This window comes from Arthrobacter sp. 4R501 (assembly GCF_002929755.1).
Lineage (GTDB): Bacteria > Actinomycetota > Actinomycetes > Actinomycetales > Micrococcaceae > Arthrobacter.
This window is the reverse complement of the sequence record NZ_PJIW01000002.1, coordinates 159016-184487: the sequence shown is the minus strand read 5'-3', so window position 1 is coordinate 184487 and position 25472 is coordinate 159016. Positions and strand designations below refer to the sequence as shown.

Sequence of the window (25472 nt, the reverse complement as noted above, 5' to 3'; positions counted from 1 at the left end):
GCGGGGGAGTGATATCCCCGTCACGTTCCATGATGGTCTACCCCTTGCTTGAACCAAGAGTCAGCCCCGCAACAAACTGCCGCTGCAGGAGCAGGTAGATCACCAGCGTGGGAATGACAGTGATGACTGCACCGGCGGCCAGGAGGTTGTAGTTGCTCAGGAATTCGCCCTGCAGGTTGTTGATGGCCGTGGTGATCGGAAGCCGGTTGCCGCTCTGGATGAAGATGAGGGGCCAGAAGTAGTCGTTGTAGATGAAGATGACCTGGAGCGTGCCGAGGGCGGCGAACGCCGGCCGGCAGAGCGGCATGATGATCTCCCGGTACTGCCGCCAGATGCCGGCCCCGTCCACCAGGGCGGCCTCGGTCAGGTCCGCGGAAAGCGCCTTCATGTAGTTGGACAGCACGAAGGTGCAGAAACCCATCTGGAAGGCGGTATTGACCGCGATCACAATGATGTAGGTGTTCAGCATGTTTCCGGAATCGCTGAACGAGTACGGCACTTCGAAGTGCTTTGCCATCTCGAACAGCGGGGCGGCAAGGACCTGCGGGGGAAGCAGGTTGCCGGCGGTGAACATGATGAGCAGCGTGATGTTGAACTTCCAGCTCACCCGGCTGACGGCGAAGGCCATGAGGGAGGCAAGGAACAGGGTCAGCAGCACAGCCGGGACGGTGATGATGACCGAGTTCCAGAAGTACGTGGAAAACCCGCCCTGGGTCCAGGCCTGGGCGAAGTTGTCGAAGTTGAAGTCGCCGGCAAAGCTGAAATAGCCGTACTGGTTCGTCGAGGCCACCGGACGGAGGGCGGTGAAAAGCGACCAACCGAGCGGGATCAGCCACATCACCGCCATAACGGCCAGGAAGATATGGGTCCCGTAGTGGCGCTTGGGCCTGCTGCCGGAGCGGGGCGCCGCTGCGGCGGGAGTACGGCCGGTGCGGGCTGTGGTGGTGCTCATGCTTTGTTCTCCTTGCCGAAGGTGCGGCTGAGGTAGAAGACGATGGGAACAAGGGAGATGACCAGCAGCACCACTGCCAGTGCCGAGCCGACGCCGATCACCTGGCCTTCGCCCACTAGGTTCTGGATCACCAGGGCGCTGAGCATTTCCAGGCCGTTGGTTCCGCGGTTGATGACGTAAACCACGTCAAAGGCGCGCAGCGATTCGATGATGGTGATCACCACGATGACGATATTGATGGGGCGCATGGCCGGGAATACCACGCGGAAGAAGGTCTGCACGGCGTTGGCTCCGTCGATGGCGGCGGCTTCCTTGAGGGTCGGGTCCACGCCCTTCAGCCCGGCCAGGTAGAGGAGCATGACATAGCCGGCATGCCGCCACGTCGCTGCGATCATGGCGGCCCAGATGTTCACGGAGGAGTCCCCGAACCAGTCAACGGCCTGCGGTGTCCCTGCGGTGCCCAGGAGGAAGTTCAGGAGTCCGTTGTCGCGCTGGTAGAAGAGCTGCCAGATGATGCCGACCAGGGCCAGCGACAACATCACGGGTGCGAAGAAGATGCTCTGGTAAATCTTGCTGCCGCGGATGTTCTGGTCCAGAAGTACGGCAAGCAGCAGGCCCAGCGGTGTGGCAATCAGGGCCAGGAACAGGAGCCACAGCAGGTTGTGCTGCACCGCCGGCCAAAAGGGCGGGTAGTCCTGGGTGATGTACTGGTAGTTCGCCGTGCCGGCGGGGCGTATGTCTGCCAGGTCCAGGCCGTTCCACCGGCTGAAGCTGAGCCCCACGGACATCAGCGTCGGCAGCCAGACCAAGGTCAGTTCGATCAGGGTTGGGATCCCCACCATCAGCGACAGGACCACCTTGTCCCGCCCGGTCAGGCGGCGGACCCGCCCGCCTTTGGCCCGCCGGATACGGCCCCCGCCGGGTTCCCGCGCTTCCGGCGGTATCAGTTCTTGTGCAGTGCTGCTCATGGAAGTCTTCCCTCTATTTGGTGGGGACGCTGGAAGGGAACGACGGCGGCGGGAGCCCGCGCCGCCGCCGTCGTTCCGTTCTGGCTGGTCGCCTTGGAAACGGCGCTGACAGGGCTGAAAGTGCTGCCCTGGACTACTGCGCGGCGTAGAGCGTCTTGGCCTGGGCCTCAAGGTTTTTGACGTCCATTTTGCCGTCCTTGATGAAGCTCTGCAGGGCCGGGATCATCACGTTGTTGGCCATGGCCGGCAGAGCGTCGCGGTCGAAGAACTGGCTGATGTACTTCGCGTCTGCGATGGTTTCCGCACACTTCTTGTTGAGCGGGCTGAACTTGGACGTGTCAGTGCCCTTGGCGGTGGCGATGTTGGACGCATCCACGGCGGCGTAGGCGTCCTGGGCATCGGCGGTGCCGAGGAACGCCATGAAGTCGCGGGCCGCCTTGTTCTCCCCGCCCTTTTTGGACAGCAGGAGGCCGTCAATGGGGGCTTCGACGGCGTCGCGGCCTTCCATGGCGATCTCCGGAAAGGCGAAGAAATCGATGTCCGCCAGCACCGCCGGGTCGGTGAATTGCTGGGTGACGAAGGAACCCAGCAGGTACATGCCGGTCTTCTTGGCTTCCAGCGCCTTGGCGGCGTCCTGCCAGGTCTGGCCGAGGGCTCCCGGATCCTGGAAGGGAAGGAGCGCCGCCCAGGTGTCAAAGACCGCGCTGACCTTTTGCTGGTCCCAGGATTCCTTGTGTGCGCACAGGTCCACATGGAACTGGTAGCCGTTGAGCCGCATGTTCATGTAGTCGAAGGTGCCCATGGCCGGCCAGCCGTCCTTGTCGGCGAAGCCGATGGGAATGATGCCATCTGCCTGCATCTTCGTAGCGAGGGCCTTGAGGGCGTCAAAGGTCTCCGGCACCTCGTACCCCTTTTCGGCCCAGAGGCTCTTCCGGTAGAAGAACCCCCACGGGTAGTTGTAGTTGGGTACGAAGTACATCTTGCCGTCCGGTCCGGTGGAGGCTTTTTTCAGCGCATCGGAGTAGTTGCCACCGATGGTTTCCCAGACGTCATCGATGGGCGCAAGGAGCCCTTTGCCTGCGTAGTACTGCATGCGGTAACCGGCGAACCAAGTGAACGTATCGTCCGGAGAGCCCTGCAGGTACGAATTAATCTTGTTCTGGAAATCATTGTGGGGCACCACGTTCGTGGTGACCTTCTTGCCGGACTTGGCCGTGAAGGCGTCGGTGACAGCCTGGTACGCCCGCTTGGGGACGTCATCGGAGGAGCCGGAACCGAAGGTAAGGCCGGCGGAGTCGGAACCCGTGGCGGACGGCGCACTTCCGCCCGTGCAGGCTGCGAGGAATGGAATGCCGGCCAGGCCTGCCGCGCCTACGCCAACGGTTTTGAGGATGCTCCGCCTGCTGGGAAAAGCAGTTGCAGACGCATCAAACTGTGAAGCCATGTTCTCTCCCTTGAAAAATAGCCGCATGTGAGACACCTCACATTGCATCTGACTATAAACGTTCAAAACAGAACATGGAAGAACGGCAAGTAACATTCTTGGCGTCGATTTTTTGAATCGTCCCAAACAGGGAGTGGCCCCGATTTACCCGTGGGGACGGGATAATCGGGGCCACTCGATAGCGTCGGACTGGGTCGTGAGGCAGCTGTTATTTTCTGAGCGACTGCGCGATCTGCTGCATCACTGTGGTATCGGCCAGGGTGGTGGCGTCGCCGGATTCGCGGCCCTCGGCGATGTCCTTGAGCAGGCGGCGGACGATCTTGCCCGAGCGGGTTTTGGGCAGTTCCGGGACCACGAGGATGATTTTGGGCTTGGCGATGGGCCCGATTTCCTTGCCCACGTGGTTGCGGAGTTCCTGGATAGTGGCGTCGCCCTTGTCCACGGCGTCGCCGCGCAGGATCACGAACGCGACGACGGCCTGGCCGGTGGTCTCGTCCGCGGCGCCCACAACGGCGGCTTCGGCCACGGACGGGTGGCTGACCAGGGCGGATTCGATTTCAGTGGTGGAGAGCCGGTGCCCGGAGATGTTCATAACGTCATCCACGCGGCCCAGGAGCCAGATGTCGCCGTCCTCGTCCTTCTTGGCGCCGTCGCCGGCGAAGTACATGCCTTCGAAGCGGGACCAGTAGGTCTCCTTGAACCGCTCGGGGTCGCCCCAGATGCCGCGGAGCATGGCGGGCCAGGGCTCCCGGATCACCAGGAAGCCGCCGTGGCCGTCCGGCACGGATTCGCCCTGCTCATCAACGACGTCCACCGCGATGCCGGGCAGCGGGGTCTGGGCCGAGCCGGGCTTCGTGGCGGTGACGCCGGGCAGCGGGGCGATCATCTGGGCGCCGGTTTCGGTCTGCCACCACGTGTCCACAATCGGTGCCTTGTTGCCGCCGATGACGTCCCGGTACCACATCCAGGCTTCCGGGTTGATGGATTCGCCCACGGAACCGAGGACCCGGAGGGAGGTCAGATCGTACTTGTCCGGGATGTCACGTCCCCACTTCATGAAGGTCCGGATGGCCGTGGGGGCGGTGTACAGGATGGAGACCTTGTACTTCTCGATGATCTCCCACCAGCGGCCCTGGTGCGGGGAATCCGGGGTGCCTTCGTACATCACCTGGGTGGCGCCGTTGATCAGCGGGGCGTAGGCGACGTACGTGTGGCCGGTGACCCAGCCGACGTCGGCCGTGCACCAGAAGACATCCGTTTCGGGGTGGAGGTCGAACACGGCCTTATGGGTGTAGGCGCCCTGGGTGAGGTAGCCGCCGGTGGTGTGCAGGATGCCCTTGGGCTTGCCCGTGGTGCCGGAGGTGTACAGGATGAACAGCGGGTGCTCGGAGTCGTGGCCGATGGCCTTGTGCTCGGCGGAGGCCAGCTCCACGGTGTCCGCCCACCAGTGGTCGCGGCCTTCGTGCCAGTCCACGTTCTGGCCGTTGCGCTTGACCACCACAACGTTCTGTACGGTGTGCGCGTCGGCCGAAAGTGCATCGTCCACGGCCGCCTTCAGCGGGCTGGGCTTGCCGCGGCGGTAGGTGCCGTCGGCGGTGACCACCAGCTTGGCTTCGGCGTCGTCGATCCGGGACCGGAGCGCGTCGGCGGAGAAGCCACCGAACACCACGGAGTGCACGGCCCCGATGCGGGCGCAGGCCAGCAGCGTGATGACGGCTTCGGGGATCATCGGCAGGTATACGGCCACCCGGTCACCCTTGCCAACGCCGAGGGACTCGAACGCATTCGCGGCCTTCTTCACCTCTTCGGTGAGCTGGGCGTACGTGTACGTGCGGGTGTCGCCGGGTTCGCCCTCGAAGTAGATGGCCACCCGGTCCCCGAGTCCGTTCTCCACGTGGCGGTCCAGCGCGTTGTACGCGGCATTGACTTCGCCGCCCACGAACCACTTGGCGAACGGCGGGTTGGACCAGTCCAGTGCCTGGTCGAAGTCTTTGCTCCAGGTGAGCAGCTCGCGGGCCTGCTTCGCCCAGAAAGCCGGGCGGCCGGCGTCGGCCTCTGCATAATCAGCGGCGGTGACAACGGCGTCGGCAGCGAATTCGGCGCTGGGGGCGAAAGTGCGGTTTTCGTGCAGCAGGTTTTCAAAGGCGTCGCCCTGCTGGTCGGTCTGCACGGAAGCTGCGGGAGCGGTGGCCGTGGAGCCGGGAGTGTCCTGAGACATGGTGAACCTCATCATTCATCGGTCTTTTCAGCGGCTGCCGTTGCCCGGCCGTGCTCCGCCGCTTTGCGCGGCAGGGTAGCGGCCGATCACGGACATTCCGCAAAGAGCTGTTCCGGAATCAAGCCTAATACGCGCCGGGGCCGCGATGTGTTCGCTGTCACAAAGGCCCCCACGAACGGCATTTATTTAGCGGTGAATGGTTAAAGGACCCTGCCCACTGGCGTCCCGCCGCTCTGGATCAGCTAGTGATCGGCCATCCGGTTGACTAGGCTGAGATTGAATTGTGACTTTCTACGGAGCTGTCGGATCCGGCGTATCACTGCCGGGCCTGGCCGTTTCCGCCGTTTCGGACGGCACAGTTTTGGGACGGAACCGTCCCGGTGCCGCCACGCTAAGGAGTACAGAATGAACCAGCAAAGCTTCGGCCAGAAGTTTGGCCGCACAACCGAGGCAGGGCCTGGCAGTACCCCGGGAGGCGGCTCAGCGAAGGGCGTGCAGAAGCCGGCCGGCGCCAAGCCGGGCACCACCAACCAGGCCGTGCTGGGTCCGTTCACGCTGCGGGACCTGACGGTTTTCGCCGCCACCCTCATTCTGCTGGTCGCCTCGCTGCTGCCCATCTTCTTCGGCCGGTTTAATCTCTGGAATGCAGGCAGCCTGTTCTTCCTGGGTCTCGGCATTGTGCTGCCGCTGATTGTCACGGCACTCTTTGCTGCCCGCCGGCTCGCTCCCGCCACGAAGGTCCGTATCGGTTCGCTGTCCGTTGACCAGTTTGGGTCTGTGGTGGCTTCCTTTGCATTGGCGTTCTTCTTCGTTTCCACGGCCGCGGCCTTTGTGCCCAGCCTGTTGGTGGGCCTGGTGGGTTCCGTCGTGCTGTTCGCGGGCACCGTGCTGAGCCGCTTCATTCCGTACTTCGCCGGCGACTTCCTGGGGCGCGACGAAACCCCGGCCCACGTGATGGCGCGCGACTCGGCTGTCCCGCTGCCCAAGCCGCACACGCCCAAGGAACCCAAGCCTGCGGCCACGCCGGTTCCAGAGGCTTCCGCGCCTGTTCCCCCTTCTTCGGCGGCGGCAACTTCTGCGCGTGCCGCCACCCCCGCCTCCTCGGCCGGGGCCTTTTCCGCCGCCGCCACCTCCTCTCCGGCTGCGTCAGCAGCCGCCTCTTCCGCCCCGGAGGTCAACGAGTCGACCGCTGCCGGCGACCCGAGCCCCGCAACCCAGGCGGCCGACGTCGTGCCTTCCCCTTCAGCGACGGGCACCTCCGCGGCGCCCGCCGTTGCGGAGACTTCTGCGGGTGACATCCCGACGGCGGCTCCGGGCGCCCCTGCGCCGACCGCTACGGCGTCCGCCGCCGCTGCCCCTGAAGCAGCAACCCACGACGTCGGCACAGGCGTCGCTGCCTCGACTCGCCAGTCTGCCGCGGAACCTGCGGCGACGGCCGTGCATCAGCAGGTGCGCCGCGTGGAGCCCATCGGCGCCACCGTGGATCCGGCATCCAGGCCGGAAGAATCGTACGAAGAGCCGGCGCATGAGGCGTTCTGGTTTGCCGTGGCACAGCACCGGACCGCGGTGGACCCCCAGACCGGCGCACCCGCCTTTGTGATTGAACCGGGCGGCTGGGTGCTGGCCCTGGAAGACCGGGGCCACGAATTCCTGGTCCAGCACACCGACGGACGGGTGGGCGTGCTGCGCGACCTCAGCAACATCGAGCGCGGCTAGCCGGGCCCCGTGGCCACGTCCCGTAGACCCGGATCCGGCCCGGCCACAACAGCCCCGGAGTCTTTGCTGGCGTTGAAGCGCCGGGCGCGGCGGATCAACAAGGCCCTGGCGGAGAAGTATCCCTATGCCCACGCGGAGCTGGATTTCCGAAACCCGTTTGAACTGGTCGTGGCCACAGTCCTGTCGGCCCAGACCACCGATGTGCTGGTCAACCAGGTCACCAAGATCCTGTTCGCACGGTACCCGGACGCCCGGGCCATGTCAGAGGCCGATCCCGCCGAGCTGGAAGGGATCCTGCAGCCCACCGGCTTTTTCCGGGCCAAAACGAAGAGCGTGCTGGCCCTGAGCACCCGCTTGGTGGACGAGTACGACGGCGTGGTCCCCGGCCGTCTGGAAGACCTGGTGACGCTGCCGGGAGTGGGGCGTAAGACTGCCAACGTGGTGCTCGGCAATGCCTTCGGCGTCCCCGGGATCACTGTGGATACGCACTTAGGCCGGCTCGCCCGGCGCTTCGGCTGGACCACGTCCGAGGACCCGGTGCAGGTCGAATTCGACGTCGCTGAACTGTTTGAGCCCAAGGACTGGACCATGCTCTCGCATCGGGTGGTGTTCCACGGGCGGCGGGTGTGCCACTCACGGAAGCCAGCCTGCGGCGCGTGTCCGGTAGCGAACTGGTGCCCCAGCTACGGGTTGGGCGAGACTGACCCCGTAAAAGCCGCCAAACTCCTTAAATACGAATTGGCGCCCGGGAGCGAGAGCCTCCTGGAACGGTTGCTGGCCGAGACGCACCGCGCCGCTGAAATCCGGATGGAATCGCAGAGGCGGCTCCCGTGAGCGCACGCCAGGACCTGATCGACCTGGTGCGCAGATCGGACAGCGGCGACGTCACCGCGCCGAACACTGTCTGGGCGGCCCTGACCGTGGATGAAACCATAGCCCGCAAGGCGGCAGTCCTGATGCTTTTCGGTGTGCTGGACGACGTTCCCGCGGCCTCCGGCAAACCCCTGGCCGCGGCAGATCTTGATGTCCTGCTGCTGGAACGCGCGCACACCCTGGATTCCCACCCCGGCCAGGTCGCCTTTCCCGGCGGTTCCATCGACGAGGACGAAACACCGGTTGCCGCAGCCCTTCGGGAAGCCGAGGAGGAGACCGGACTGGACTCCGCCGGTGTGGAGGTCCTGGGCGTGCTGCAGGAGCTTGGGCTGGCGCGCAGCAACTTCCTGGTGACGCCGGTGCTCGGATGGTGGGCGTCGCCGTCGCCGGTGCACGTGGTGGACTACGCCGAATCCGCCCAGGTTTTCCGGATCCCCGTCCGGGACCTGCTGGACCCCGCCAACCGCGTGACAGCTACGGTCAGCCGCGACGGCAGGACCTTCAGCAGCCCGGCCTTCGCGGTCAGCGGCGTGCTTGTCTGGGGCTTCACCGGGATCATTCTCGATGGACTCTTTGAGCAGCTGGGCTGGGCCGTGCCGTGGGACCGGACCCGGCTCCATGAGGTGGTCTTCTAGGTTCGGCGTAGCTCATAGGTTCGGGGTAGCTCGCAGGGTCCGTGTGGCCCGGCGGGACTGAGCCCGCCGGGCTTGCACAATGTGTGCGCCAGCTGGGCTCGCGCACACCGCCTCAGCTGGTGAGCGGCTGCTGCCTAAGATCAACAACAATGCCGGTTGCTGCGTTTTCACGCAGGGCGTTGATGCCGTCCTTCAAGGCACCGAGATGCTTGAAGTCGGGCGAAACCGCAACGGTGTTTCCGTTTGAGTCGGTAAGCCTGAGCCGATAGCACTCGTCACTTACCCGATGTATTTCAAACCTGCCCGCCATAGGCCGGACCTCCCCTGATATGCGTCTTTGCATGAATAGCTGGACCGTCTGCTTCAGTCCTGCACTGATGTAACCATGGTCACAGCGGTTCGACCATCTACTCACGGGTAGGTTTCTTCCGGCTAACCGAATTTGCTATTTTGCGTTGTCGTAGGAGTCCACCACGGCCACGCTGACGGGGAATTCCACCGGGATGGGGCCGAACAGCAGTTCCTTCGCGGCGGCGGCAGCTTCCTCGACGGCCCGGATGCAGGCCTGGACGCCGGCCTCGGGGGCATGGACCATCACCTCGTCATGCAGGAAGAACACCAGCTCCGCCTGAACGGAACCGTCGGCACGCAAGGCCCGCAGCCGCCGTCGTAATTCCGCCAGCCAGCACGCCGCCCAGTCAGCGGCGGATCCCTGCACCACAAAATTGCGGGTGAAGCGGCCGCGGGAACGGGCAATGGATTCCGCGCGGCGCTGCTCCTCGGCAGTGGCCGACTGCTGGCTCCGGTACCAGCCTTCCGACGGGGGCGGGCTGCTCCGGCCAAGCCGGGTGGTCACGGTGCCGCCGGCCTCGCCGTCGCGCGCCGCCTGCTCCACGAAGCCGACGGCGCGGGGGTAGGTCCGTGCCAGCTGCGGCATCAGGCGCCCCGATTCGCCTGTGGTGGCGCCATAGATGGCGCCGAGGAGGGCGACCTTCGCCTTGGCGCGATCGCCGCCGAACCCCTGGGCGGCAATGCCGGCGTACAGGTCCTTGTCGCGCGCTGCTTCCGCCATTTTGGAGTCCTGCGCCAGTGCCACCAGCACGCGGGGTTCCAGCTGGGAGGCGTCCGCGACGATGAGCTTGTAGCCGGGATCCGCATGGACGGCGCCGCGGATCTGCCGCGGGATCTGCAGGGCCCCGCCGCCCCGCGAGGCCCAGCGGCCGGACACCACACCGCCCACAACATACTCGGGCTGGAAGCGGCCCTTGGCTACCCATGCGTCCAGCCAGGCCCAGCCGTTGGCGGTGTGCAGGCGGGACAGTTTCTTGTAAGCGAGGAGCGGTTCGATGGCGGGGTGGCTGGATTCCATCAGCTCCCACTGCCGCGTGCTTTTCACCTCGATGCCGTTGCGGTGCAGGGCGCGCATCAGTTCCTGCGGCGAGTCCGGGTTCAGTCCGGGCGAGTTGAGCAGCCCCCGCAGTTCGATGTTCAGGGCCTCCAGCTTCGCGGGGCGGTGACCGGACGGCGGGCGCGGCCCGAGGTGGCCGGCCAGGATCTGCTCGTGCAGGTCCTCGCGCCAAGGGACGCCGGTGTGCTGCATCTCCGCGGCGATCATGGCGCCGGCGGCCTCGGCGGCCAGCAGCAGCTGGAGCCGCTTCCGCTTGTTTTCGTCCGGAGGCGCATCGGCCAGGGCAGCCTGCTGGGCGGCGTATTCTGCGCGGAGCTCCGCCAGGCCTTGCCGTGGGGCGCGGTGGCGGACATCGTCAAAGAGGGCGCCCTGATCCGCCGGCGGGGGCGGCGGCTGGAGGGCGCGGGGCGTCTCCTGGGGATCGTCCAACGATTCCTTGTCGGCGTTCCGCGCGTACTCCGTGTGGGCAGTGAACTGCGAATACGCCAGGATATTGCCGCACAAACCGAGGTCATAGCAGCGCTCCAGTTCCACGCCGGCCGCCAGCAGGGCGGGGTACCAGTCCTGGGTTCGGTTCCAGATCCAGCGGGGCGGCGCCTCGCGGGGCCGGTTCTCCAGCTGGCGAACGACGCCGGCCAGCTCGCTTGCGCTGATGAGGCGCGGTTCGGGGCGGTCGGGGTGGGGATCGCCCGCCTGGGTGACCTGCTGGAGGGCTGCGCCGTGGGCGTGGGCGGCGAGCAGCAGATACATAGGTCCAATTCTGCCCTGTGGCGGGACATTCAAGCCCCAATCCCTGCCGTCAACATGTGTTGACGCCCCTCCATTCGTCAACTAAAGTTGACGAATGGAGGTAGAGCGGATGAAAACGCTGGTCGCATCAATGGATGGGAAAGGTCCCGCTGAAGCGCTGTACGCGGTGGCGGAACTGCAGAAGGAGGTCGGCCGCACTGAAGCTGCCCTGGTTCGCAAGGCGAGGCAGGCCGGTCTGTCTTGGGAGGCCATTGCCCTGTGCCTTGGGGTCAGCAAGCAGGCCGTCCACCGCAAATACGGGAAGCAGTAACCGGTCCGGCCGTTCGGTTCGTCTTTCTGTCCGGCCTATCGGCCGTTCTGGGGAGTTGTCCACATACGGTGGAATGCCCCTGTTTCTCGCCCTTGAGTCCGGTGGAGAGTTGCTGCATGAGCAGGCACCAGCTATCGCCACCCCCTTCCGATCGGCCTTCCACGCAGTTGTCCCGCGCGCGGCCCTTATCTTCGCAGGGATCTGACTCCAGCGGTTCCCAGACCGGTGATTCCAGGTCCGGTGGATCCACGTCCAGTGCGCCTGCCTCAGCACAGGCTGCGGGAGCCTGGCTGCCGGACCCCGCTGGTGCCGAGGTTCTCCTGGTCACCGGCTACGACTTTCTGCAGGGCGAAGTGGAGCGGATTGTGGCTGCCGCCGGCGGCCAGTTGCGGGTGGTGGCGGACGTGGCTGATGCCGCCAAGTACTGGGACGCCGCGTCCGCAGTATTGGTGGGGAGCGATGTCCGTGAGCTGCCTCCGCGGCGGCGGGCCCCTGCCGTGTTGGTGGGCCTGAACGGGGAGGGGGACAGTCTCTGGCACCTGGCCACAGCCCTCGGAGCGGAGCGGGTGGCGGTGCTTCCGGATGCCGCTGCCTGGCTGGCAGAGTACCTGAGCCGGTCGCGGTCACCCGAAGTGGGAGGGCTCGTCCTCGGGATAACAGGGGGCTGCGGCGGTGCCGGTGCCACCACCGCGGCAATCTGGATCGCCCAGGCGGCAGCCGGGCTGGGTGTGCGCGTGTTGCTGGTTGATGGCGACCCGTGGGGTGGTGGCCTGGAACTGGCACTGGCGGCTGAGGAGACGCTGGGTCTGCGCTGGCCTGACCTGTCCGACGCGAGCGGAAGCATCGATCCGGAGCAGCTGGCCGACTCACTGCCGGTCGCCGGCGGGTTTTCCTTCCTGTCCTGGCCCGGCAGCCGCGACCGCCAGGCACCGGTGGACGCCGCCACCACAGGTGGCGTACTGGATGCGGCCCGGCGGGGCTATGAGCTGGTGGTGGTGGACATCGGCCGGGGCGCTGAATCCGTGCGCATGTTTGCCTGGGACTGCGACCGCATCCTCGTGGTTGTGCCGGCGCAGCTGAAGGCCGCGGTAGCCACGGCCCGGCTGCTGCACGAACTTCCGCCGGTCGAGGCGGCCCTCCTGGTCCGGGGCAAGGCCGGTGCCGCGCTGGACGCCGGACTGATTGCGGACGCCGTCGGGCTGCCGGTCCAGGGCCGGGTTCCGGAGCTGCGCGGCGTTACGGCTGCCGGGGAAAACGGCAGGCTCCTTGACGTGGGCAAACGACGGAGTGTCAGGCATTTCGCCGCCTCAGTGCTCGATCTGCTGGACGGCGACATCCCTGTCGGAGACCTGCCGTGAGCGCGCAGCGGCCAGTCCCGCCGACATCGCCCCAGGACCAGCGGACGGGGGCACGCCGTCGGCAGGCCCGCGTCCTGGATCCGCGCTTTTTGGATTCGGCGCTGTTGGAAACCGTCCGTGAGTCAGTCATGGCCGACGCCGGACCTGTCACCCCGTCCCGGGTTGCCGCCGCCGTCCAGGCCACCGGCCGGCTGCTGGGGACTGCCGGCTCCCTTGCCGCTGTGGAAAGGATCAGCGCCGAGCTGAACGGGCTCGGCCCGCTCCAGGAACTGACGCGGGATGTCCACGTCACCGACATCTTCGTCAACGCCCCGGACTCGGTCTGGATCGACCGGGGTCAGGGCCTCGAACCGGCAGGGGTTTCGTTTTCCGGCGAGGCACAGGTGCGGGCTCTGGCATCTCGGCTGGTGGCCGCCGGCGGCAGGCGGCTGGACGACGGATCCCCGTGCGTTGACGTCAGGCTTGAGGGCGGATACCGCGTCCACGCAGTCCTGCCGCCCATTTCGACAGCCGGCACCTTGCTGAGCGTCCGGATCCGGCGGGAGCAGGTCTTCACCATGGACGAACTCCGTGCCGGCGGCATGTTCGGCAGCGTGGTCCAGGAGGTCCTTGAACGGGTTGTTGAGCAGCGGCTGAGTTTCCTGATCAGCGGGGCCACGGGTTCCGGAAAGACGACGTTGCTGTCCACCCTGCTGGGGCTGTGCTCCTCGGCAGAGCGGCTGGTCCTGATTGAGGACGCGTCCGAACTGAACCCCGTCCATCCGCACATTGTGTCGCTGGAGTCCCGTCACGGAAACCTCGAAGGCGGCGGCGAAGTGGATCTCGGCGAGCTGGTCCGGCAGGCACTGCGGATGCGGCCCGACCGGCTGGTGGTGGGGGAATGCCGTGGGGCCGAGGTGCGGGAACTCCTGACCGCCATGAACACAGGCCACACTGGCGGGGGAGGGACCATCCATGCGAACGCGGCCACCGCTGTCCCGGCCCGCCTGACAGCTTTGGGAGCTCTGGCAGGCATGGGCCAGGACGCGGTCCGGCTGCAGGCAGCCAGCGCCTTGGATGTTGTGGTCCACGTGGAGCGGTCCGGCCAGGGGCGGCATGTTGCCTGCGTGGGCGTGGTGCAGGACGGTCCCGGCGGTCTAGCCGTGGTTCCGGCGTTGGAGGCCGGACGCGGCCAGGTCGGCACCGGTCCAGCCTGGGAGGCGATGAGCAAGCGGCTGGGACTGTCCGCCGAGGCGGGTGCCGCCGCATGACACTTCTGCTGGCCGTGGTCCTCGGGCTGGCGGTCGTGCTGCTCTTCAGCCCGCCCGGCGGTGCCTCAGGGCGTTTCCGGCGGGCCGTGGGGAGTGCAGGACAGGGCCCCGCCCGTCGGGTTCGCCTCGGGGCTGGTGGCACCAGGACGGGCGGTTCGTGGCGGAAGTTGCTCCGTGCCGGACCGGAACGGAATGACCTGTCACTGACCCTTGTGGTGCAGCAGCTTGCTGCGCTGCTGAAGGGCGGCCGCACTCCGGCACGGCTATGGGATGAACTGTGGCTGGTCCACGGTGGCCGTCGGGAGCCAGATTCCGCAACTACGGGCGCAGGTTCACGCGCATCGCAGGACCTTGGCGGAAGGGCGGAACCAATCCGCGGGTCAGCGGCCGGGCGCAGCGGTCCGAGCCTCAGCACAGGCTCCCTGGTGATGCTTGGCGCCGTCCGGGCAGCAGCGTTCCGGGGCGCTCCCGTGTCTGAGGCGATCCGGAAGGCCGCGCTTGCGGAGTATTCGCGCGCCGACGGCAGGGAGTTACGGATCTGGTGTGAGCTGGCCGCCTGCTTTGACATTGCCGAAGCCAGCGGCTGTCCTCTGGCTGATGTCCTGGCGCGCTTTGCGGCACAGCTGGAGGTGGAAGACGACGCCGAGGCCGCGCGGCAGACAGCCCTCGCCGGGCCGAAGGCCACGGTCGGTCTCCTGACGTGGCTCCCGCTGATGGGACTGGGCCTGGGAATAGCGTTGGGCGTGGATCCCTTGGCCATCCTGATCGGGACCCCGCTGGGACTGGCGGCCCTCGCAGCGGGTGTGGGCCTCACCATCGCCGGAAGAATCTGGTCCGCCCGCCTGGTCGGTGCTGCCGCCGGGGCCGGTGTGCCATGACGGACATCCTTGTGCCGGGGCTTGCCTTGGCCGTTGTTCTGGCTGCTGCCGCCTGCCTTGCCCTTTCGCAGCCAAGCCGGGTCCGAAAGCGACTGCGCAGACTGCGAGGGGACGCGGGCGCCGGGCCGCATGGGGCCGATGAATCACTCGCTCAAGGCGGCCGCCTTCACGGATTGCGTGACACGGCCATGATGCTTGAGCTCGTGGCCGCGATGCTGGACGCGGGGTCTGGCATTGGCCGGTCCCTGGAACTCGTCGCGGCCTCGGCCTCCGCGGACTACAGCAAGGCGCTGCGTCCGGTGGTGTCTGCGCTCGCCATCGGAGCCGACTGGGAGACAGCCTGGCGCAGTTCCGAGGTCCGTCTTCCCGAAATCCTGGAATTGCGTGACGCACTGGGATTCGCCGCCCTGACCGGAGCGCCGTCGTCGGCCATCCTTTACGCACAGGCCGCGAGGTTGCGCAGGGAAAGATTCCGCGCTGCGGAGAAACGGGCGGCCTCGCTCGGCGTGAAGCTGGTCATTCCGCTGGGCCTGTGCTCGCTCCCGGCCTTCATCTGCCTGGGCGTAGTCCCGGTCCTGCTGGCACTGGTGCCGTCCGGGTCCTGACCGCGGGATTTGGGCTACGGTCCATTCCTCCACACCCCGTCCCGTCCTCCACAATCCGCTCCAAGCGGCACTTGTCCACTTACGGGATGTTTGCACTTACCGAGATCTGCGGAGCCGGGAAGAGTCGAAATCAGCCGGCAACTCGGCCGGAGCACAGAAGGGAAACCGTCACCATGACCATCATCCAAAACAGCCTTTCCGCCGCCGCGCCGGAGCTCAGCACGGGAGGTGCGGGTATCCCCGCACGGGACTCCGTAGTCCTTGCCAATGCAGGACTGGGCGCTTGCACCTGCCAACGGGAGGAGGCCCCGGAGCCCGCTGGCAACGTCGTGGAGCTTTACCCCGGTGCCAGCGAGGCGAAAAAGTCCCGGCCGCGGCTCACAGCTTCAGAGGCCGGAATGGCGACGGCCGAATACGCCATAGCCACCCTTGCCGCGGTTGGCTTCGCCGGACTTCTTGTCTTCATTCTCCGCAGCGACGAAGTGCGCGGATTCCTGTTGAACCTCATCCGCACGGCGCTGGCCTTGCCATGAGTCTGCCGCCGGCAGCGCTGCCACGGGCTGATGACCGGAGCAGCCGCCGTGGCCGCTGCCGGAACCAGGGTGTGGAAAGCCGCGTGGCGCTGGGACCGGCAGCCGCGTTCCGTCGCCGGTTCCGTCGCCGCCGTGGGCCGGGGAATGCCCACGGCGCCGTGACGGCGGAGTTCGCGGTAGCGCTGCCGGCAGTACTGTTGCTCCTCGCAATGCTCTTGGCGGGAGCCTCCGCGGGCGTCACGCAGCTCAGGCTCGAGGAGGCGGCGCGGGCCGGCGCCAGGGCGCTGGCCCGTGGCGAGGACCCGGCTTCAGTGGAGGGGATCGTCAGGACCTTGGCGGGGACGTCGGCAACGGCGTCCGTTGCCGCCGAGGGCGAGTGGCTCAGCGTTACGGTGGCTGACGGTGTGGGCGGACCGCTGGGGGCAACTGTGCCCTGGACACTCACGGCCAAGGCCACCACGCGGAGCGAAACGCCGGCAGCCGCGGCCATCCCGGGGTTGGAGCCGGTCGGGGCCCCGGAGGAGGCGCCGTTGTGAATAGGCAATTCCGGGACAATCCGGAGCGCGGTTCCGGAGCAGTACTGGCTGCGGGACTGGCGCTGGTTGTCATCATGGCGATGGCCCTGATGCTGCTGTTCGCACAGTCCGCAGTGATGGCCAGCAGGGCAGCGGCAGCGGCGGACCTCGCGGCCCTTGCCGCGGCCGATGCCCTGCGCGGGATCACGTCCGGAGACCCCTGCACGGTGGCCGCCGAGGTAGCAGCCCGCCATGAGGCGGCACTCGTCAGCTGTACGGAAGGGGCCGGTCAGACCGTCATGGTCCGAACGGAGCTGAATGCACGCATACTGGTTGGCGCCGCCACCGGTCAGGCGCGGGCCGGACCGCCGCCCTGAGCGGCTGTGGTGCTGAACGGCTCCGTGCTCGCCAGGAATTCCGCACTGCGGAGAGGCATTTCGCGCGCGTCTTTGAGGAGGACGTCGATGAGCGTGACGGCGGCAGCCTTGTCCAGCGGGTTGTTCTTGTTCCCACATTTGGGGGACTGGACGCAGGACGGGCAGCCCGACTCGCATTCACACGCCTTGATGGCGTCGCGCGTCGCCGAGAGCCACACCTTTGCCTTGTCGAAGCCGCGTTCGGCAAAGCCGGCACCGCCGGGATGCCCGTCGTAAACAAAGATGGTGGGCACGCCGGTGTCGGCGTGGATTGCGGTTGATACTCCGCCGATGTCCCAGCGGTCGCTGGAGGCCACGAGCGGCAGCAGCCCGATCGCTGCGTGTTCGGCGGCGTGCAGGGCCCCCGGGAACTGCGCCTCGATGAGCCCGGCGCCTGTCAGCGAACGGTTCTCCACCACAAACCAGACGGCCTTCGTGAAGAGGTCCCGGGCGCCCAGCTCCAGCGGCTCCTCGCCCAGGATTTCGTTTGAAATCAAGGCCTTGCGCTGAAAGGAAACCACCTGCGTTGTCACTTTCACATCGCCGAAGTGGACGGCGATATCGCCCCAGTGCTCAGTCCGGAGTGTTTCGAGCACTTCGATCTGGGTCACGTCCCGGGCCGTTGTGTAGTAGTCAGGGTTGGCGCGCCGGACCACCACACAGTGCTCGTCTTCGTTCAGGTCCTCCACCACATAGCTGTCGCCCTGGTGCACATAGATGGCACCCGTGTGCGCCTGGTAGTGCGTCTGGGGCGAATCCATGGTCCCGAGGAGGGAGCCGGTGTCGGCGTCAACGATGCTCACCGGTCCGCCGCCGTCGGCACGAAGGTTCACCATGGCCGCAGCGCTCTGGGAGTGCGTCCAGAACCAGCCCGCCGGCCGGCGCCGCAGATACCCTTGCGCTACCAGCCGGCCCAACAGCGTCTCTGCTGTGCTGCCGAAAAGGCCCAGTTCGGCCACGCCCAGCGGAAGCTCCGCGGCGGCGGCGCAGAGATGGGGCCCCAGCACATAGGGATTGGACGGATCAAAGACGGTGGCCTCCACCGACACGTCGAAAATCGCCTCGGGATGGTTCACCAGGTAGGTGTCGAGCGGATCATCGCTGGCCACAAACGCGGCAATCGCATCCTGGCCCGCGCGCCCGGCCCGGCCGATCTGCTGGAACAGCGACGCCCTGGTGCCTGGCCAGCCCGCCACCAGGACGGCATCCAGCCCGGAAATGTCGATCCCCAGTTCAAGGGCGGATGTGCTGGAGACACCCAGCAGTTCGCCGGAGCGGAGGGCCTTTTCCAGGGCCCGGCGTTCTTCCGGAAGGTACCCGGAGCGGTAGGCGGCCACGCGTTGGGGAAGACTGGGATCCACGTCGTCCAGAAGGCGCTTGGTGATCGAAGCGATTGTCTCCGCACCGCGGCGGGACTTGATGAAGGCGATGGTCCGGATGCGGGACGAAACCAGGTTCGCCAGCAGATCGGCCGTTTCAGCAACGGCGGTGCGGCGTTCCCTGGCGCCGTTCTCGCCCTTGAGCTCGGTCAGGGCAGGCTCCCAGAAAGCCACCGTAGTGGAACCGTGCGGCGAGCAGTCCTCGGCAACGGCCCGGACCGGCGCCCCGATCAGGCGGCCGAACGATGTGCCTGGCTCAGAAGCCGTGGCCGAAGCGGCGATGAACACCGGCCCTGGATGGGTTGTCCCGGCACCGTAGTACGCGCAGATGCGGCGCAGCCGGCGCATCAGGTTGGCCACGTGCGAGCCGAACACCCCGCGGTAGCTGTGGGCCTCATCCACGATCACGTACCGCAGCCGCCGGAAGAAGCTGGCCCACCAGGCGTGATTGGGGAGGATGCCGAAGTGGAGCATGTCCGGATTCGCCAGGATGAAGTTGGCGTGGTCCCGGATCCACCGGCGGGACGCGGGGTCGGTATCGCCGTCGTACGTCTCGGCCCGTACGGTGGGCAGTTTCAGGGAACGGATGGCTGCGAGCTGGTCGGCAGCGAGTGCCTTCGTGGGGGAGAGATAAAGCGTTACGGCGCCGTCGTCGTGGATTTTTCCCGGTTCGGACAGGACGCGCAGTTCGGAGCGGTGGATGGCGTCAAGCGCCGGCAGCTGGTAGGCCAGGGACTTACCGGAGGCGGTGCCGGTGGCGATCACCACGTGCTCGCCGCCGTGGGCCAGGTTGGCGGCCTGGATCTGGTGCCGGTAGGGCTCGTGGATGCCCAGGGAGCCGTACGCGGCCACGAGATCTGGATGTGCCCACGCCGGCCACGGCTCGTGGACTGCCTGCCGGGCTGGGATGGTGCGGACATGACGCAGCTGTTCCGGGTCCGGGCCTCGGCCCAGCAATGGAATCAGGGAGTCATGGGGGTTCACCCCAACATTCTTTCACCCGGGGAAAAATCACCCCACCGAAAGGTCTGCGCCTTCGTCGGACGTGGACAGCATCAGCACGCGGCAAACAGTTGACCAGCCCAGGTGGGAATACAGCTTCTGGCCGTCGATCGAGGCCAGCAGCAGGCCGTTCTCCACATCCGGTCCGATGGCCTGCGCCGCAAGGGCCTTCATGATGAAGCTGCCCAGGCCGCGGCGCTGGAACGCGGGTTGGACCACAATCTTGTCGAACACCGCAGTCTCGCCCACCACAAAAACCCTGCCGCTCGCCGCAACCATGTCACCCGATCGGACCACGGCGTGGTGGACGCCGTCGAGCTGGGAGGTGACCAGGTTCAATTCGTCGTCGGAGAGCCACGGATCTTCCGTATCCTGCGTGGCCATGTCCACAATCATCATGGCCTGCGATGCGGACGTGACGTTCAGCCCGTGTTTTTGGGCCAGCGCCGTGAAACGGCCAACGTCGTTGGTGAGGATAGTCAGGACCCTCGGCGGTGCCTCGGCAGTCTTCGCAGCCAGGGCCGCGAACTCGTCAGCGGAGGGGTCGTGGGCGAAGTATTCCCAATCCCCGGTGGTGTCGGCCCGCAGTGCGGCGGGGAATCGGCCCTCAACTGTTGTCGGGTAACCGCGGCAGCCGGCCCAGCCAGCTACCCAGACTTCAAGAAGGCGTGTGATGTCTTCAACCAAGGCGTCCGGACTCATGTCATGAGAGTATTCCAGCCCCGACGCAAGCAACAGGGGTCGGGTGCCCCCGATGTGACTTGCTTATGCAATCGTGACAGGACAAGACTGACCGAATGCCTGCCGCCAAGGAACCGTCCAAGAGCACCTTTCCGCTGCCCCTGCTGGTCTGTGTCGCCTTAATGGTGGCCATGGTGGGCGGCGCAAGATACTGGGAGGCGGCCACGGGTGTGGGCTACCTGATCTGGCTTGCGGGCGGGCTCGTCCCGCTGGTGGCTGGCGCCCTGACCTACCGGAATTCGAAGCGCCCGCTGGATTTTCTGGGATCACGCTCCGAGCCCGCAGGAGTGCACCGGCCGGGATTCGGTGGGCTTCTCACCGCGCTGGTCCTGTTTGTGTTGCCGCGCCTCGTTGGTGACGGTGCGGCAGAACTCGCGCTCAACAATGGCGCTGGTGCTTTCGGGGCCGCCGTGACGGCCACCGCGGTGCCGTTCGCCGTCGTCGTCCTGGGGTACCGGACGGCCGAAACCGCCCTGAACAGGCGCGACGCCGCCATCGCAGCGGCGCAGCCTTAGCCCCGGCCACCTGGCGGGCCCGGTGCCCGGCAACCCAGTACCCTTAAATACGTGGCTTTGAACCGAATTGTGCTCTTTTACGGCTTTACCCCCATCGCTGATCCGGACGCGGTGCGGCTCTGGCAGCGTGCCCTGTGCGAAAAACTCGGGCTGACCGGACGCATCCTCCTTTCCAAGGACGGCATCAACGCCACGGTGGGCGGCGAGATCGGCGCCGTCAAGCAATACGTGAAGACCACACGCGAATACAAGGGATTCCACGGCATCGACGTGAAATGGTCCGACGGCGGCGCGGAGGACTTCCCGCGGCTGAGCGTTAAGGTCCGGGACGAGATCGTCTCCTTCGGCGCGCCCGGCGAACTCAAGGTGGATGAGCACGGTGTGGTGGGCGGCGGCACGCACCTCAAGCCCGAGGAACTGCACGAACTGGTGGCGGCCACCAAACAGGCCGGCGAGGACGTGGTGTTCTTCGACGGCCGCAACGCCTTCGAGGCCCAGATCGGCAAGTTCAAGGACGCGATCGTCCCTGACGTGGCTACCACCCACGATTTCATCAAGGAGCTCGACTCCGGCAAGTACGACGCCCTCAAGGACAAACCGGTGGTCACGTATTGCACCGGCGGCATCCGCTGCGAGGTGCTCTCCAGCCTGATGGTGAACCGCGGTTTCAAGCAGGTGTACCAGCTCGACGGCGGCATCGTCCGCTACGGCGAAACGTTCAAGGACCAGGGCCTCTGGGAAGGCTCGCTCTACGTGTTCGACAAGCGCATGCACCTGGAATTCAGTGCGGACGCCAAGACCATCGGTGAGTGCGTCCGCTGTGCCGCGCCCACCAGCAAATTCGAGAACTGCTCCAACCCGAGCTGCCGCACGCTGACCTTGTATTGCGCCGAGTGTGCCGCCAGCCCGGAGACGCTGCGCTGCCCCGAAGGCTGCGCGGCCTGAACGGTGCGGCCTGAGTTGCGTGGCCTGAACGGTGCGGCCTGAGTTGCGTGGCAGGCATAACAGTTCAAAGCCGGGACAGCCGGTACGCGAAATTGGCGGGGGACTGCGCTTCGACCTGGAAATGCAGCACCGTTTCCTTGGACAGGTAGATCACGCTTTCGCGCCGCGATCCGCAGCGCAGGCTGAGGTCCACCATGGTGAATTCGTCATTGCGGACTTTGAATTCGACGCGCCGCTGGCTCCGGCACACCAGCACCAGGACGTAGGTTCCGGTGGGGAGGGGCGCCGTCGCCTCCGTTCGGATTTCCTCGGCGCGCAACAGGCCGAATGTCCTATGCGCCACCTGCAGGCCGGGCCCCACCTGGGACTCCGTCAGCCAGGCCTCCATTTCAGCCTCGCTGACGGGATCGTTCCGCCACAAATCAGCGCGTGGCCCCGGCTCGGTCACCTCCGGCGCGGCCGGGGCCTCGGCGGGACGCCACCCTTCGTTGTACGTGTATTCACATCCGGCGAGCGCAGTTCCGACCACCAGGGCGCCCGCCGTCCAGAGCACGACGGCGGCCCTCACCCGGGTGCGCACGGAGACTGACCGGGACGGGCAAGTGCCCGGACGAAGTACCGCCCTGCGGGGCGGCGGCGCCCCCTGCGTTGCGGGCATACTCCGACTCTATGCCCGGCACGGACCCCAATCCAGAGCCTCGGGGAAGTGAGGGGCGTGCCGGTCAGGGGGAGGGCGGCAGCGTAGCGGTCACCTGTTCGGCGGTCAGCTGCACGGTGGATTCGACGGGACTAACCCGCGGTTACCAGCTGGTAGGCGTAGATCAGCGGTGCGTCGACGCTGGAGGCACTGAGCTGCAGCGGTCCGGATTCCGGGAGTGTGATTTTGATGGACTCCCGGGCACCGTAGCAGGCGGCCCCGAGGTCGGCGAGTTCCTTGCCGCCGGACCGCACTGCGAGGAAGGCCTTGCCGCCGCCTTCACAGACGAGTGTCAGCGTGTACTTGCCTGCCGGCACGTTCTCCGTATGGTCAATGGGTTGGGCGTTGAGAATTTTGCCGGAGTCCTCGGCAACAACGCCGCTGGCCGACGGCATAGCCGTGGCTTTCCAGGCCGGAACATCGGCGTTCTCCACCGAAAGCTGCTGCGCGCAGGCAGAGAGGCCCAGGAGGACAGCTGCGGCAGCCACAGCGGAGAGGGCGCGCGGAAAGGACGAAGGAATAACAGCCATGCTTCCAACTTACCCGGCTCCATCTGTGCTCCGTGATTCAGTCCCTTGACCTTGACGCATCGTCAACATTTATCGTTGAACCATCAGCCGGACCAGAACGTCCGGACCATCCCGCAAATAGGGCAGGAAGGAGGAACACATGGACTGGTCCATCCAGGACATCGCCCGGATCGCAGGGACCACCAGCAGGACGCTGCGGCACTATGACGACATCGGCCTGCTCAAGCCCAGCCGCACCGGCCACAACGGTTACCGCTACTACAACCAGGCGGCGCTGGTGCAGCTCCAGCGCATCCTGCTCCTGCGCGGGCTGGGGCTGGGCCTGCCGGTGATCAGCCAGGTGCTCGACGACGAAACGGACGCCGTCCAGGCCCTCACCGGGCATCTCGAATGGCTCAAGCAGGAACAGGACAGGCTGGCGCGGCAGATCGCGTCGGTCACACAAACCATCGAAGCAGTGAAAGGAGGTGGCGAAATCATGGCAGAGGACATGTTCAACGGTTTCGACCACACGCAGTACAAGGACGAAGTGGAGGAACGCTGGGGCAAGGACGCCTACGCGAAGGGGGATTCGTGGTGGCGCGGCATGAGCACCGAGGAGAAGGCCGCGTGGAAGCAGCGCTCGCAGAAGCTCGGCGAGGACTGGATCGCAGCCGCCACGGCGGGTATCGCACCGGACAGCGCGGCGGCCCAGGACATCGCGAGGCGGCACGTCGAATGGCTGACCGGCATCCCGGGCACGCCGGCGTCGGACGCCCGCGGCCAGGCTGACCGCAAGGGCAACGCTGACGTCAAGGCATACGTCACCGGGCTCGGCGAAATGTACGTTGCTGACCCCCGCTTCGCGAAGAACTACGGCGGCGCGGAGGGCGCCGGCTTCGTCCGGGATGCCCTGAAGATCTACGCGGCGGAAAACCTGTAGCCGCACCTCCCAACTGAGTCGCAGTTAACGTCGTCATCCGCGCGAATGGCGACGTTAACTGCCAGCTACTTGGGCGACTTCGTGGGTGCACCCCGCCAATAGACTTGGCCAGTGACTGATTCCACGCTTTTCCTGGCCGGCAACACCCCCGATGCCCCGCGCAGCGACCTCCCCGGGCTGCTGACGGCGCTCGCCGCGGACCTGCGCCGGGTGGATTACACGCTCGACGGCGTGGCGGGGCTGCTGGGCGAGTCAGCCTACCGCGCGCTAAACCGGGACCAGATCATCCCGGCGCTGCTGGCCACCGAAAGCGCCCTTCAGATTGATGCGGCAGAGGGTGCGCACGGTGAGAAGACGACGGCGGCGCTCGCCGCCGTCGTCCGTCTCTGGCTCCTGGCAGAACCGCAAACACGGGAAACGCTCGACGCCGCCCTGCCGGGAATCCGGGCCGACGGCCTGATCGAGCTGGGGCTGCTCGAGCCCGTGCCCGGCCCAGATCGGCCCGGCCCCGAGCTGCCCGCCGCCGATCAGCCGGCGCAGGACTTGCTGCAGGCGAAAGCGGATCTGCGGCCGTACGGCTGGGACGCCAATGAGGACGGCAGCGGGGGCGCCGAGCTCTGGGTGGCCAGCGACCTCGCCGCGCACCAGCAGGCTGGCATGCTGCGGCACGACCACGTGCTGGGGATCGGGCAGGCGTCCACCACGCTGGTGCAGACCACCGTCCGCCGCCACGTCGCCAAGGCCCTGGACCTGGGCACGGGCTGCGGCATCCAGTCCTTCCACCTCCTGCACCATGCCGAGCACGTGACGTCAACGGACATCTCGGAGCGGGCGCTGGCTTTCACCCGGTTCAACCTCATCCTTAATGCCGCGGCCCTGCACCTGGACCCGGACACGCTGGAGGACCGGGTCAGCCTTCGGCTGGGGTCGCTCCTGGAGCCGGTGGCCGGGGAGGAATTCGAACTGGTGGTGTCCAACCCGCCATTCGTCATCACCCCGCGGATCCTGGGCGAAGCCGCGTCCGGGCAGTTCACCTACCGTGACGGCGGCCTGCCCGGCGATGACATTGTGTCCTCGCTCGTGGCGGCGCTGCCCGGTGCCCTGGCCCCCGGCGGCACCGCACAGATGCTGGGCAACTGGGAAATTCCTGCGGGGACCGAGTGGTACGTACGGCCCAGGAGCTGGATCGGTCCGGACGCGGACGCCTGGTTCATCCAGCGCGAGCAGGTGGGCCCGGAGCAGTACGCCGAAACGTGGCTGCAGGACGCGTCCGAATCCCGCGACCGGAAGCATTACCGGGACGCCTATGCCGCGTACCTGGCGGACTTCGCGTCCCGGAACGTGGCGGGGATCGGCTTCGGCATGATCTGGCTGCGCCGGCCGCTGGCGGAATCCCGCGCCGCCTCCATCAGCCGCTTTGAGGAAATCACGTACCCCATTGAGCAGCCCATCGGGCCTCACCTGGGCGCCGCCGTCGAGCGTTCCGACTGGCTGGCCGCCAACAGCCTGGCGGACGCGCACCTGCTCGTGGCGGACGACGTCACCGAGGAACGCCATCAGCGCCCCGGCGCGGAGCACCCCGGCGTGATCCTGCTGCGCCAGGGTGCGGGCCTGCGCCGGACCAATCTGCTCAGCACCGAACTCGCCGGATTTGTCTCCGCCTGCGACGGTGACCTCTCCGTCGGCCAGATCATCGGAGCCCTTGCCGCGCTGCTCGGCGGGAGCCTCGCCGGGGAGGACGGGTTCGACGGCGACGCGTTCCAGACCAGGCTGCTCGACGACGTCGCGAACCTGGTCAGCGACGGTTTCCTGGTCCCTTCCGAGCCTGCCGAATAGTGGTTTGGCGGGCCCCGGAACACCCCAAATCGGGGTCTCGGACGTGCCCGATGAGTCGGCGGGTTTTCCACATGAA

Annotated in this window: 25 protein-coding genes; 15 read left to right on the top strand and 10 right to left on the bottom strand. The window is 66.6% G+C overall.

Translation table 11 applies throughout. From position 1 onward, the window contains the following. Positions 1-37 precede the first annotated feature (37 nt). The 4 genes from CXR02_RS02360 to acs form a co-directional block, all read right to left on the bottom strand. Entirely contained in the window at positions 38-952 is a 915-nt protein-coding gene (locus CXR02_RS02360; RefSeq protein ID WP_104060531.1) for a carbohydrate ABC transporter permease, read from the bottom strand. Then, positions 949-1920, bottom strand: a complete 972-nt coding sequence (locus CXR02_RS02355) for a carbohydrate ABC transporter permease (protein WP_104060530.1) — start codon at positions 1918-1920, stop codon at positions 949-951. Before CXR02_RS02355 ends, CXR02_RS02360 begins: the two co-directional genes overlap by 4 nt. 133 nt (positions 1921-2053) lie before the next feature. Beyond that, a complete protein-coding gene (locus CXR02_RS02350) occupies positions 2054-3364 on the bottom strand; it encodes an ABC transporter substrate-binding protein (protein WP_258060673.1) in 1311 nt (436 codons plus the stop codon). Between the two features lie 208 nt (positions 3365-3572). Further along, positions 3573-5582, bottom strand: a complete 2010-nt coding sequence (gene acs, locus CXR02_RS02345; RefSeq protein ID WP_104060647.1) for an acetate--CoA ligase — start codon at positions 5580-5582, stop codon at positions 3573-3575. 405 nt (positions 5583-5987) lie between these two features. Here acs and CXR02_RS02340 point away from each other — a divergent pair, with 405 nt between their 5' ends. Genes CXR02_RS02340 through CXR02_RS02330 form a run of 3 tightly spaced genes read left to right on the top strand, consistent with a single transcriptional unit; the run spans position 5988 to position 8806 of the window. Next, a complete protein-coding gene (locus CXR02_RS02340) occupies positions 5988-7298 on the top strand; it encodes a hypothetical protein (protein ID WP_104060528.1) in 1311 nt (436 codons plus the stop codon). Between the two features lie 9 nt (positions 7299-7307). Beyond that, positions 7308-8132, top strand: coding sequence for an endonuclease III (nth, locus tag CXR02_RS02335; protein WP_104060527.1), 825 nt, complete (start codon positions 7308-7310; stop codon positions 8130-8132). Then, positions 8129-8806 carry a CoA pyrophosphatase gene (locus CXR02_RS02330; RefSeq protein ID WP_104060526.1) on the top strand — a complete coding sequence of 226 codons (678 nt, stop codon included), beginning with the start codon at positions 8129-8131 and terminating at the stop codon, positions 8804-8806. Before nth ends, CXR02_RS02330 begins: the two co-directional genes overlap by 4 nt. A 112-nt stretch (positions 8807-8918) precedes the next feature. On the opposite strand, the gene CXR02_RS02325 is transcribed toward CXR02_RS02330, so the two are convergent. After that, positions 8919-9116 carry a DUF1508 domain-containing protein gene (locus tag CXR02_RS02325; RefSeq protein ID WP_104060525.1) on the bottom strand — a complete coding sequence of 66 codons (198 nt, stop codon included), beginning with the start codon at positions 9114-9116 and terminating at the stop codon, positions 8919-8921. A 135-nt stretch (positions 9117-9251) separates the two neighbouring features. Next, positions 9252-10964: a bifunctional 3'-5' exonuclease/DNA polymerase gene (locus tag CXR02_RS02320; protein WP_104060524.1), complete on the bottom strand. Its 1713-nt coding sequence runs from the start codon at positions 10962-10964 to the stop codon at positions 9252-9254. A gap of 94 nt (positions 10965-11058) precedes the next feature. Between CXR02_RS02320 and CXR02_RS02315 the strand changes: the two genes are divergently transcribed. From CXR02_RS02315 to CXR02_RS02280, 8 genes are all read left to right on the top strand, one after another. Continuing rightward, complete coding sequence (locus tag CXR02_RS02315; protein ID WP_104060523.1) at positions 11059-11274, top strand: transcriptional regulator; 216 nt, start codon at positions 11059-11061, stop codon at positions 11272-11274. A 116-nt stretch (positions 11275-11390) separates the two neighbouring features. Further along, positions 11391-12632 carry a septum site-determining protein Ssd gene (gene ssd, locus CXR02_RS02310; RefSeq protein WP_308470656.1) on the top strand — a complete coding sequence of 414 codons (1242 nt, stop codon included), beginning with the start codon at positions 11391-11393 and terminating at the stop codon, positions 12630-12632. Positions 12633-12706: 74 nt separating this feature from the next. Next, on the top strand, positions 12707-13882 hold the full coding sequence (locus tag CXR02_RS02305) for a TadA family conjugal transfer-associated ATPase (protein ID WP_258060711.1): 1176 nt from the start codon (positions 12707-12709) through the stop codon (positions 13880-13882). After that, entirely contained in the window at positions 13879-14760 is an 882-nt protein-coding gene (locus tag CXR02_RS02300; protein WP_104060521.1) for a type II secretion system F family protein, read from the top strand. Before CXR02_RS02305 ends, CXR02_RS02300 begins: the two co-directional genes overlap by 4 nt. Beyond that, positions 14757-15365 carry a type II secretion system F family protein gene (locus CXR02_RS02295; protein ID WP_104060520.1) on the top strand — a complete coding sequence of 203 codons (609 nt, stop codon included), beginning with the start codon at positions 14757-14759 and terminating at the stop codon, positions 15363-15365. The genes CXR02_RS02300 and CXR02_RS02295 overlap by 4 nt, the downstream gene beginning before the upstream one ends. Positions 15366-15538: 173 nt before the next feature. After that, complete coding sequence (locus CXR02_RS02290; RefSeq protein ID WP_104060519.1) at positions 15539-15898, top strand: DUF4244 domain-containing protein; 360 nt, start codon at positions 15539-15541, stop codon at positions 15896-15898. After that, positions 15895-16434 (top strand): TadE family type IV pilus minor pilin, encoded by a 540-nt coding sequence (locus tag CXR02_RS02285; RefSeq protein WP_104060518.1) that lies wholly within the window; start codon positions 15895-15897, stop codon positions 16432-16434. The genes CXR02_RS02290 and CXR02_RS02285 overlap by 4 nt, the downstream gene beginning before the upstream one ends. Further along, complete coding sequence (locus CXR02_RS02280) at positions 16431-16790, top strand: Rv3654c family TadE-like protein (protein WP_104060517.1); 360 nt, start codon at positions 16431-16433, stop codon at positions 16788-16790. Before CXR02_RS02285 ends, CXR02_RS02280 begins: the two co-directional genes overlap by 4 nt. Here CXR02_RS02280 and CXR02_RS02275 read toward each other — a convergent pair. Both CXR02_RS02275 and CXR02_RS02270 read right to left on the bottom strand, forming a co-directional pair. Next, positions 16763-19192 carry a DEAD/DEAH box helicase gene (locus CXR02_RS02275; protein WP_258060672.1) on the bottom strand — a complete coding sequence of 810 codons (2430 nt, stop codon included), beginning with the start codon at positions 19190-19192 and terminating at the stop codon, positions 16763-16765. The two genes, CXR02_RS02280 and CXR02_RS02275, sit on opposite strands and share 28 nt — an antisense overlap. 27 nt (positions 19193-19219) lie before the next feature. Beyond that, complete coding sequence (locus CXR02_RS02270; RefSeq protein WP_104060516.1) at positions 19220-19912, bottom strand: GNAT family N-acetyltransferase; 693 nt, start codon at positions 19910-19912, stop codon at positions 19220-19222. 95 nt (positions 19913-20007) lie between these two features. On the opposite strand from CXR02_RS02270, the gene CXR02_RS02265 reads away from it, so the two are divergent. Next, a complete protein-coding gene (locus tag CXR02_RS02265) occupies positions 20008-20466 on the top strand; it encodes a hypothetical protein (protein WP_104060515.1) in 459 nt (152 codons plus the stop codon). Positions 20467-20517: 51 nt separating this feature from the next. Next, on the top strand, positions 20518-21411 hold the full coding sequence (locus tag CXR02_RS02260; protein ID WP_104060514.1) for a rhodanese-related sulfurtransferase: 894 nt from the start codon (positions 20518-20520) through the stop codon (positions 21409-21411). A gap of 64 nt (positions 21412-21475) precedes the next feature. Here the strand turns inward: CXR02_RS02260 and CXR02_RS02255 are convergent, their stop codons facing one another. Then, positions 21476-22069, bottom strand: a complete 594-nt coding sequence (locus CXR02_RS02255) for a hypothetical protein (protein ID WP_258060671.1) — start codon at positions 22067-22069, stop codon at positions 21476-21478. Between the two features lie 131 nt (positions 22070-22200). Then, positions 22201-22638: a hypothetical protein gene (locus tag CXR02_RS02250; protein WP_104060512.1), complete on the bottom strand. Its 438-nt coding sequence runs from the start codon at positions 22636-22638 to the stop codon at positions 22201-22203. Between the two features lie 139 nt (positions 22639-22777). Here CXR02_RS02250 and CXR02_RS02245 point away from each other — a divergent pair, with 139 nt between their 5' ends. Together CXR02_RS02245 and CXR02_RS02240 are read left to right on the top strand one after the other, a co-directional pair. Further along, positions 22778-23560 carry a MerR family transcriptional regulator gene (locus CXR02_RS02245; protein ID WP_104060511.1) on the top strand — a complete coding sequence of 261 codons (783 nt, stop codon included), beginning with the start codon at positions 22778-22780 and terminating at the stop codon, positions 23558-23560. A 111-nt stretch (positions 23561-23671) separates the two neighbouring features. Continuing rightward, a complete protein-coding gene (locus CXR02_RS02240; protein WP_104060510.1) occupies positions 23672-25396 on the top strand; it encodes a methyltransferase in 1725 nt (574 codons plus the stop codon). Positions 25397-25472 lie beyond the last annotated feature (76 nt).

Bases quoted from the DNA above. Each gene is read 5' to 3' on its own strand.
- CXR02_RS02360 (WP_104060531.1), bottom strand. From the start codon at position 952: ATGAGCACCACCACAGCCCGCACCGGCCGTACTCCCGCCGCAGCGGCG.
- CXR02_RS02355 (WP_104060530.1), bottom strand. From the start codon at position 1,920: ATGAGCAGCACTGCACAAGAACTGATACCGCCGGAAGCGCGGGAACCC.
- CXR02_RS02350 (WP_258060673.1), bottom strand. From the start codon at position 3,364: ATGGCTTCACAGTTTGATGCGTCTGCAACTGCTTTTCCCAGCAGGCGG.
- acs (WP_104060647.1), bottom strand. From the start codon at position 5,582: ATGTCTCAGGACACTCCCGGCTCCACGGCCACCGCTCCCGCAGCTTCC.
- CXR02_RS02340 (WP_104060528.1), top strand. From the start codon at position 5,988: ATGAACCAGCAAAGCTTCGGCCAGAAGTTTGGCCGCACAACCGAGGCA.
- CXR02_RS02325 (WP_104060525.1), bottom strand. From the start codon at position 9,116: ATGGCGGGCAGGTTTGAAATACATCGGGTAAGTGACGAGTGCTATCGG.
- CXR02_RS02320 (WP_104060524.1), bottom strand. From the start codon at position 10,964: ATGTATCTGCTGCTCGCCGCCCACGCCCACGGCGCAGCCCTCCAGCAG.
- CXR02_RS02315 (WP_104060523.1), top strand. From the start codon at position 11,059: ATGGAGGTAGAGCGGATGAAAACGCTGGTCGCATCAATGGATGGGAAA.
- ssd (WP_308470656.1), top strand. From the start codon at position 11,391: ATGAGCAGGCACCAGCTATCGCCACCCCCTTCCGATCGGCCTTCCACG.
- CXR02_RS02300 (WP_104060521.1), top strand. From the start codon at position 13,879: ATGACACTTCTGCTGGCCGTGGTCCTCGGGCTGGCGGTCGTGCTGCTC.
- CXR02_RS02295 (WP_104060520.1), top strand. From the start codon at position 14,757: ATGACGGACATCCTTGTGCCGGGGCTTGCCTTGGCCGTTGTTCTGGCT.
- CXR02_RS02290 (WP_104060519.1), top strand. From the start codon at position 15,539: ATGACCATCATCCAAAACAGCCTTTCCGCCGCCGCGCCGGAGCTCAGC.
- CXR02_RS02285 (WP_104060518.1), top strand. From the start codon at position 15,895: ATGAGTCTGCCGCCGGCAGCGCTGCCACGGGCTGATGACCGGAGCAGC.
- CXR02_RS02270 (WP_104060516.1), bottom strand. From the start codon at position 19,912: ATGAGTCCGGACGCCTTGGTTGAAGACATCACACGCCTTCTTGAAGTC.
- CXR02_RS02265 (WP_104060515.1), top strand. From the start codon at position 20,008: ATGCCTGCCGCCAAGGAACCGTCCAAGAGCACCTTTCCGCTGCCCCTG.
- CXR02_RS02255 (WP_258060671.1), bottom strand. From the start codon at position 22,069: ATGCCCGCAACGCAGGGGGCGCCGCCGCCCCGCAGGGCGGTACTTCGT.
- CXR02_RS02250 (WP_104060512.1), bottom strand. From the start codon at position 22,638: ATGGCTGTTATTCCTTCGTCCTTTCCGCGCGCCCTCTCCGCTGTGGCT.
- CXR02_RS02245 (WP_104060511.1), top strand. From the start codon at position 22,778: ATGGACTGGTCCATCCAGGACATCGCCCGGATCGCAGGGACCACCAGC.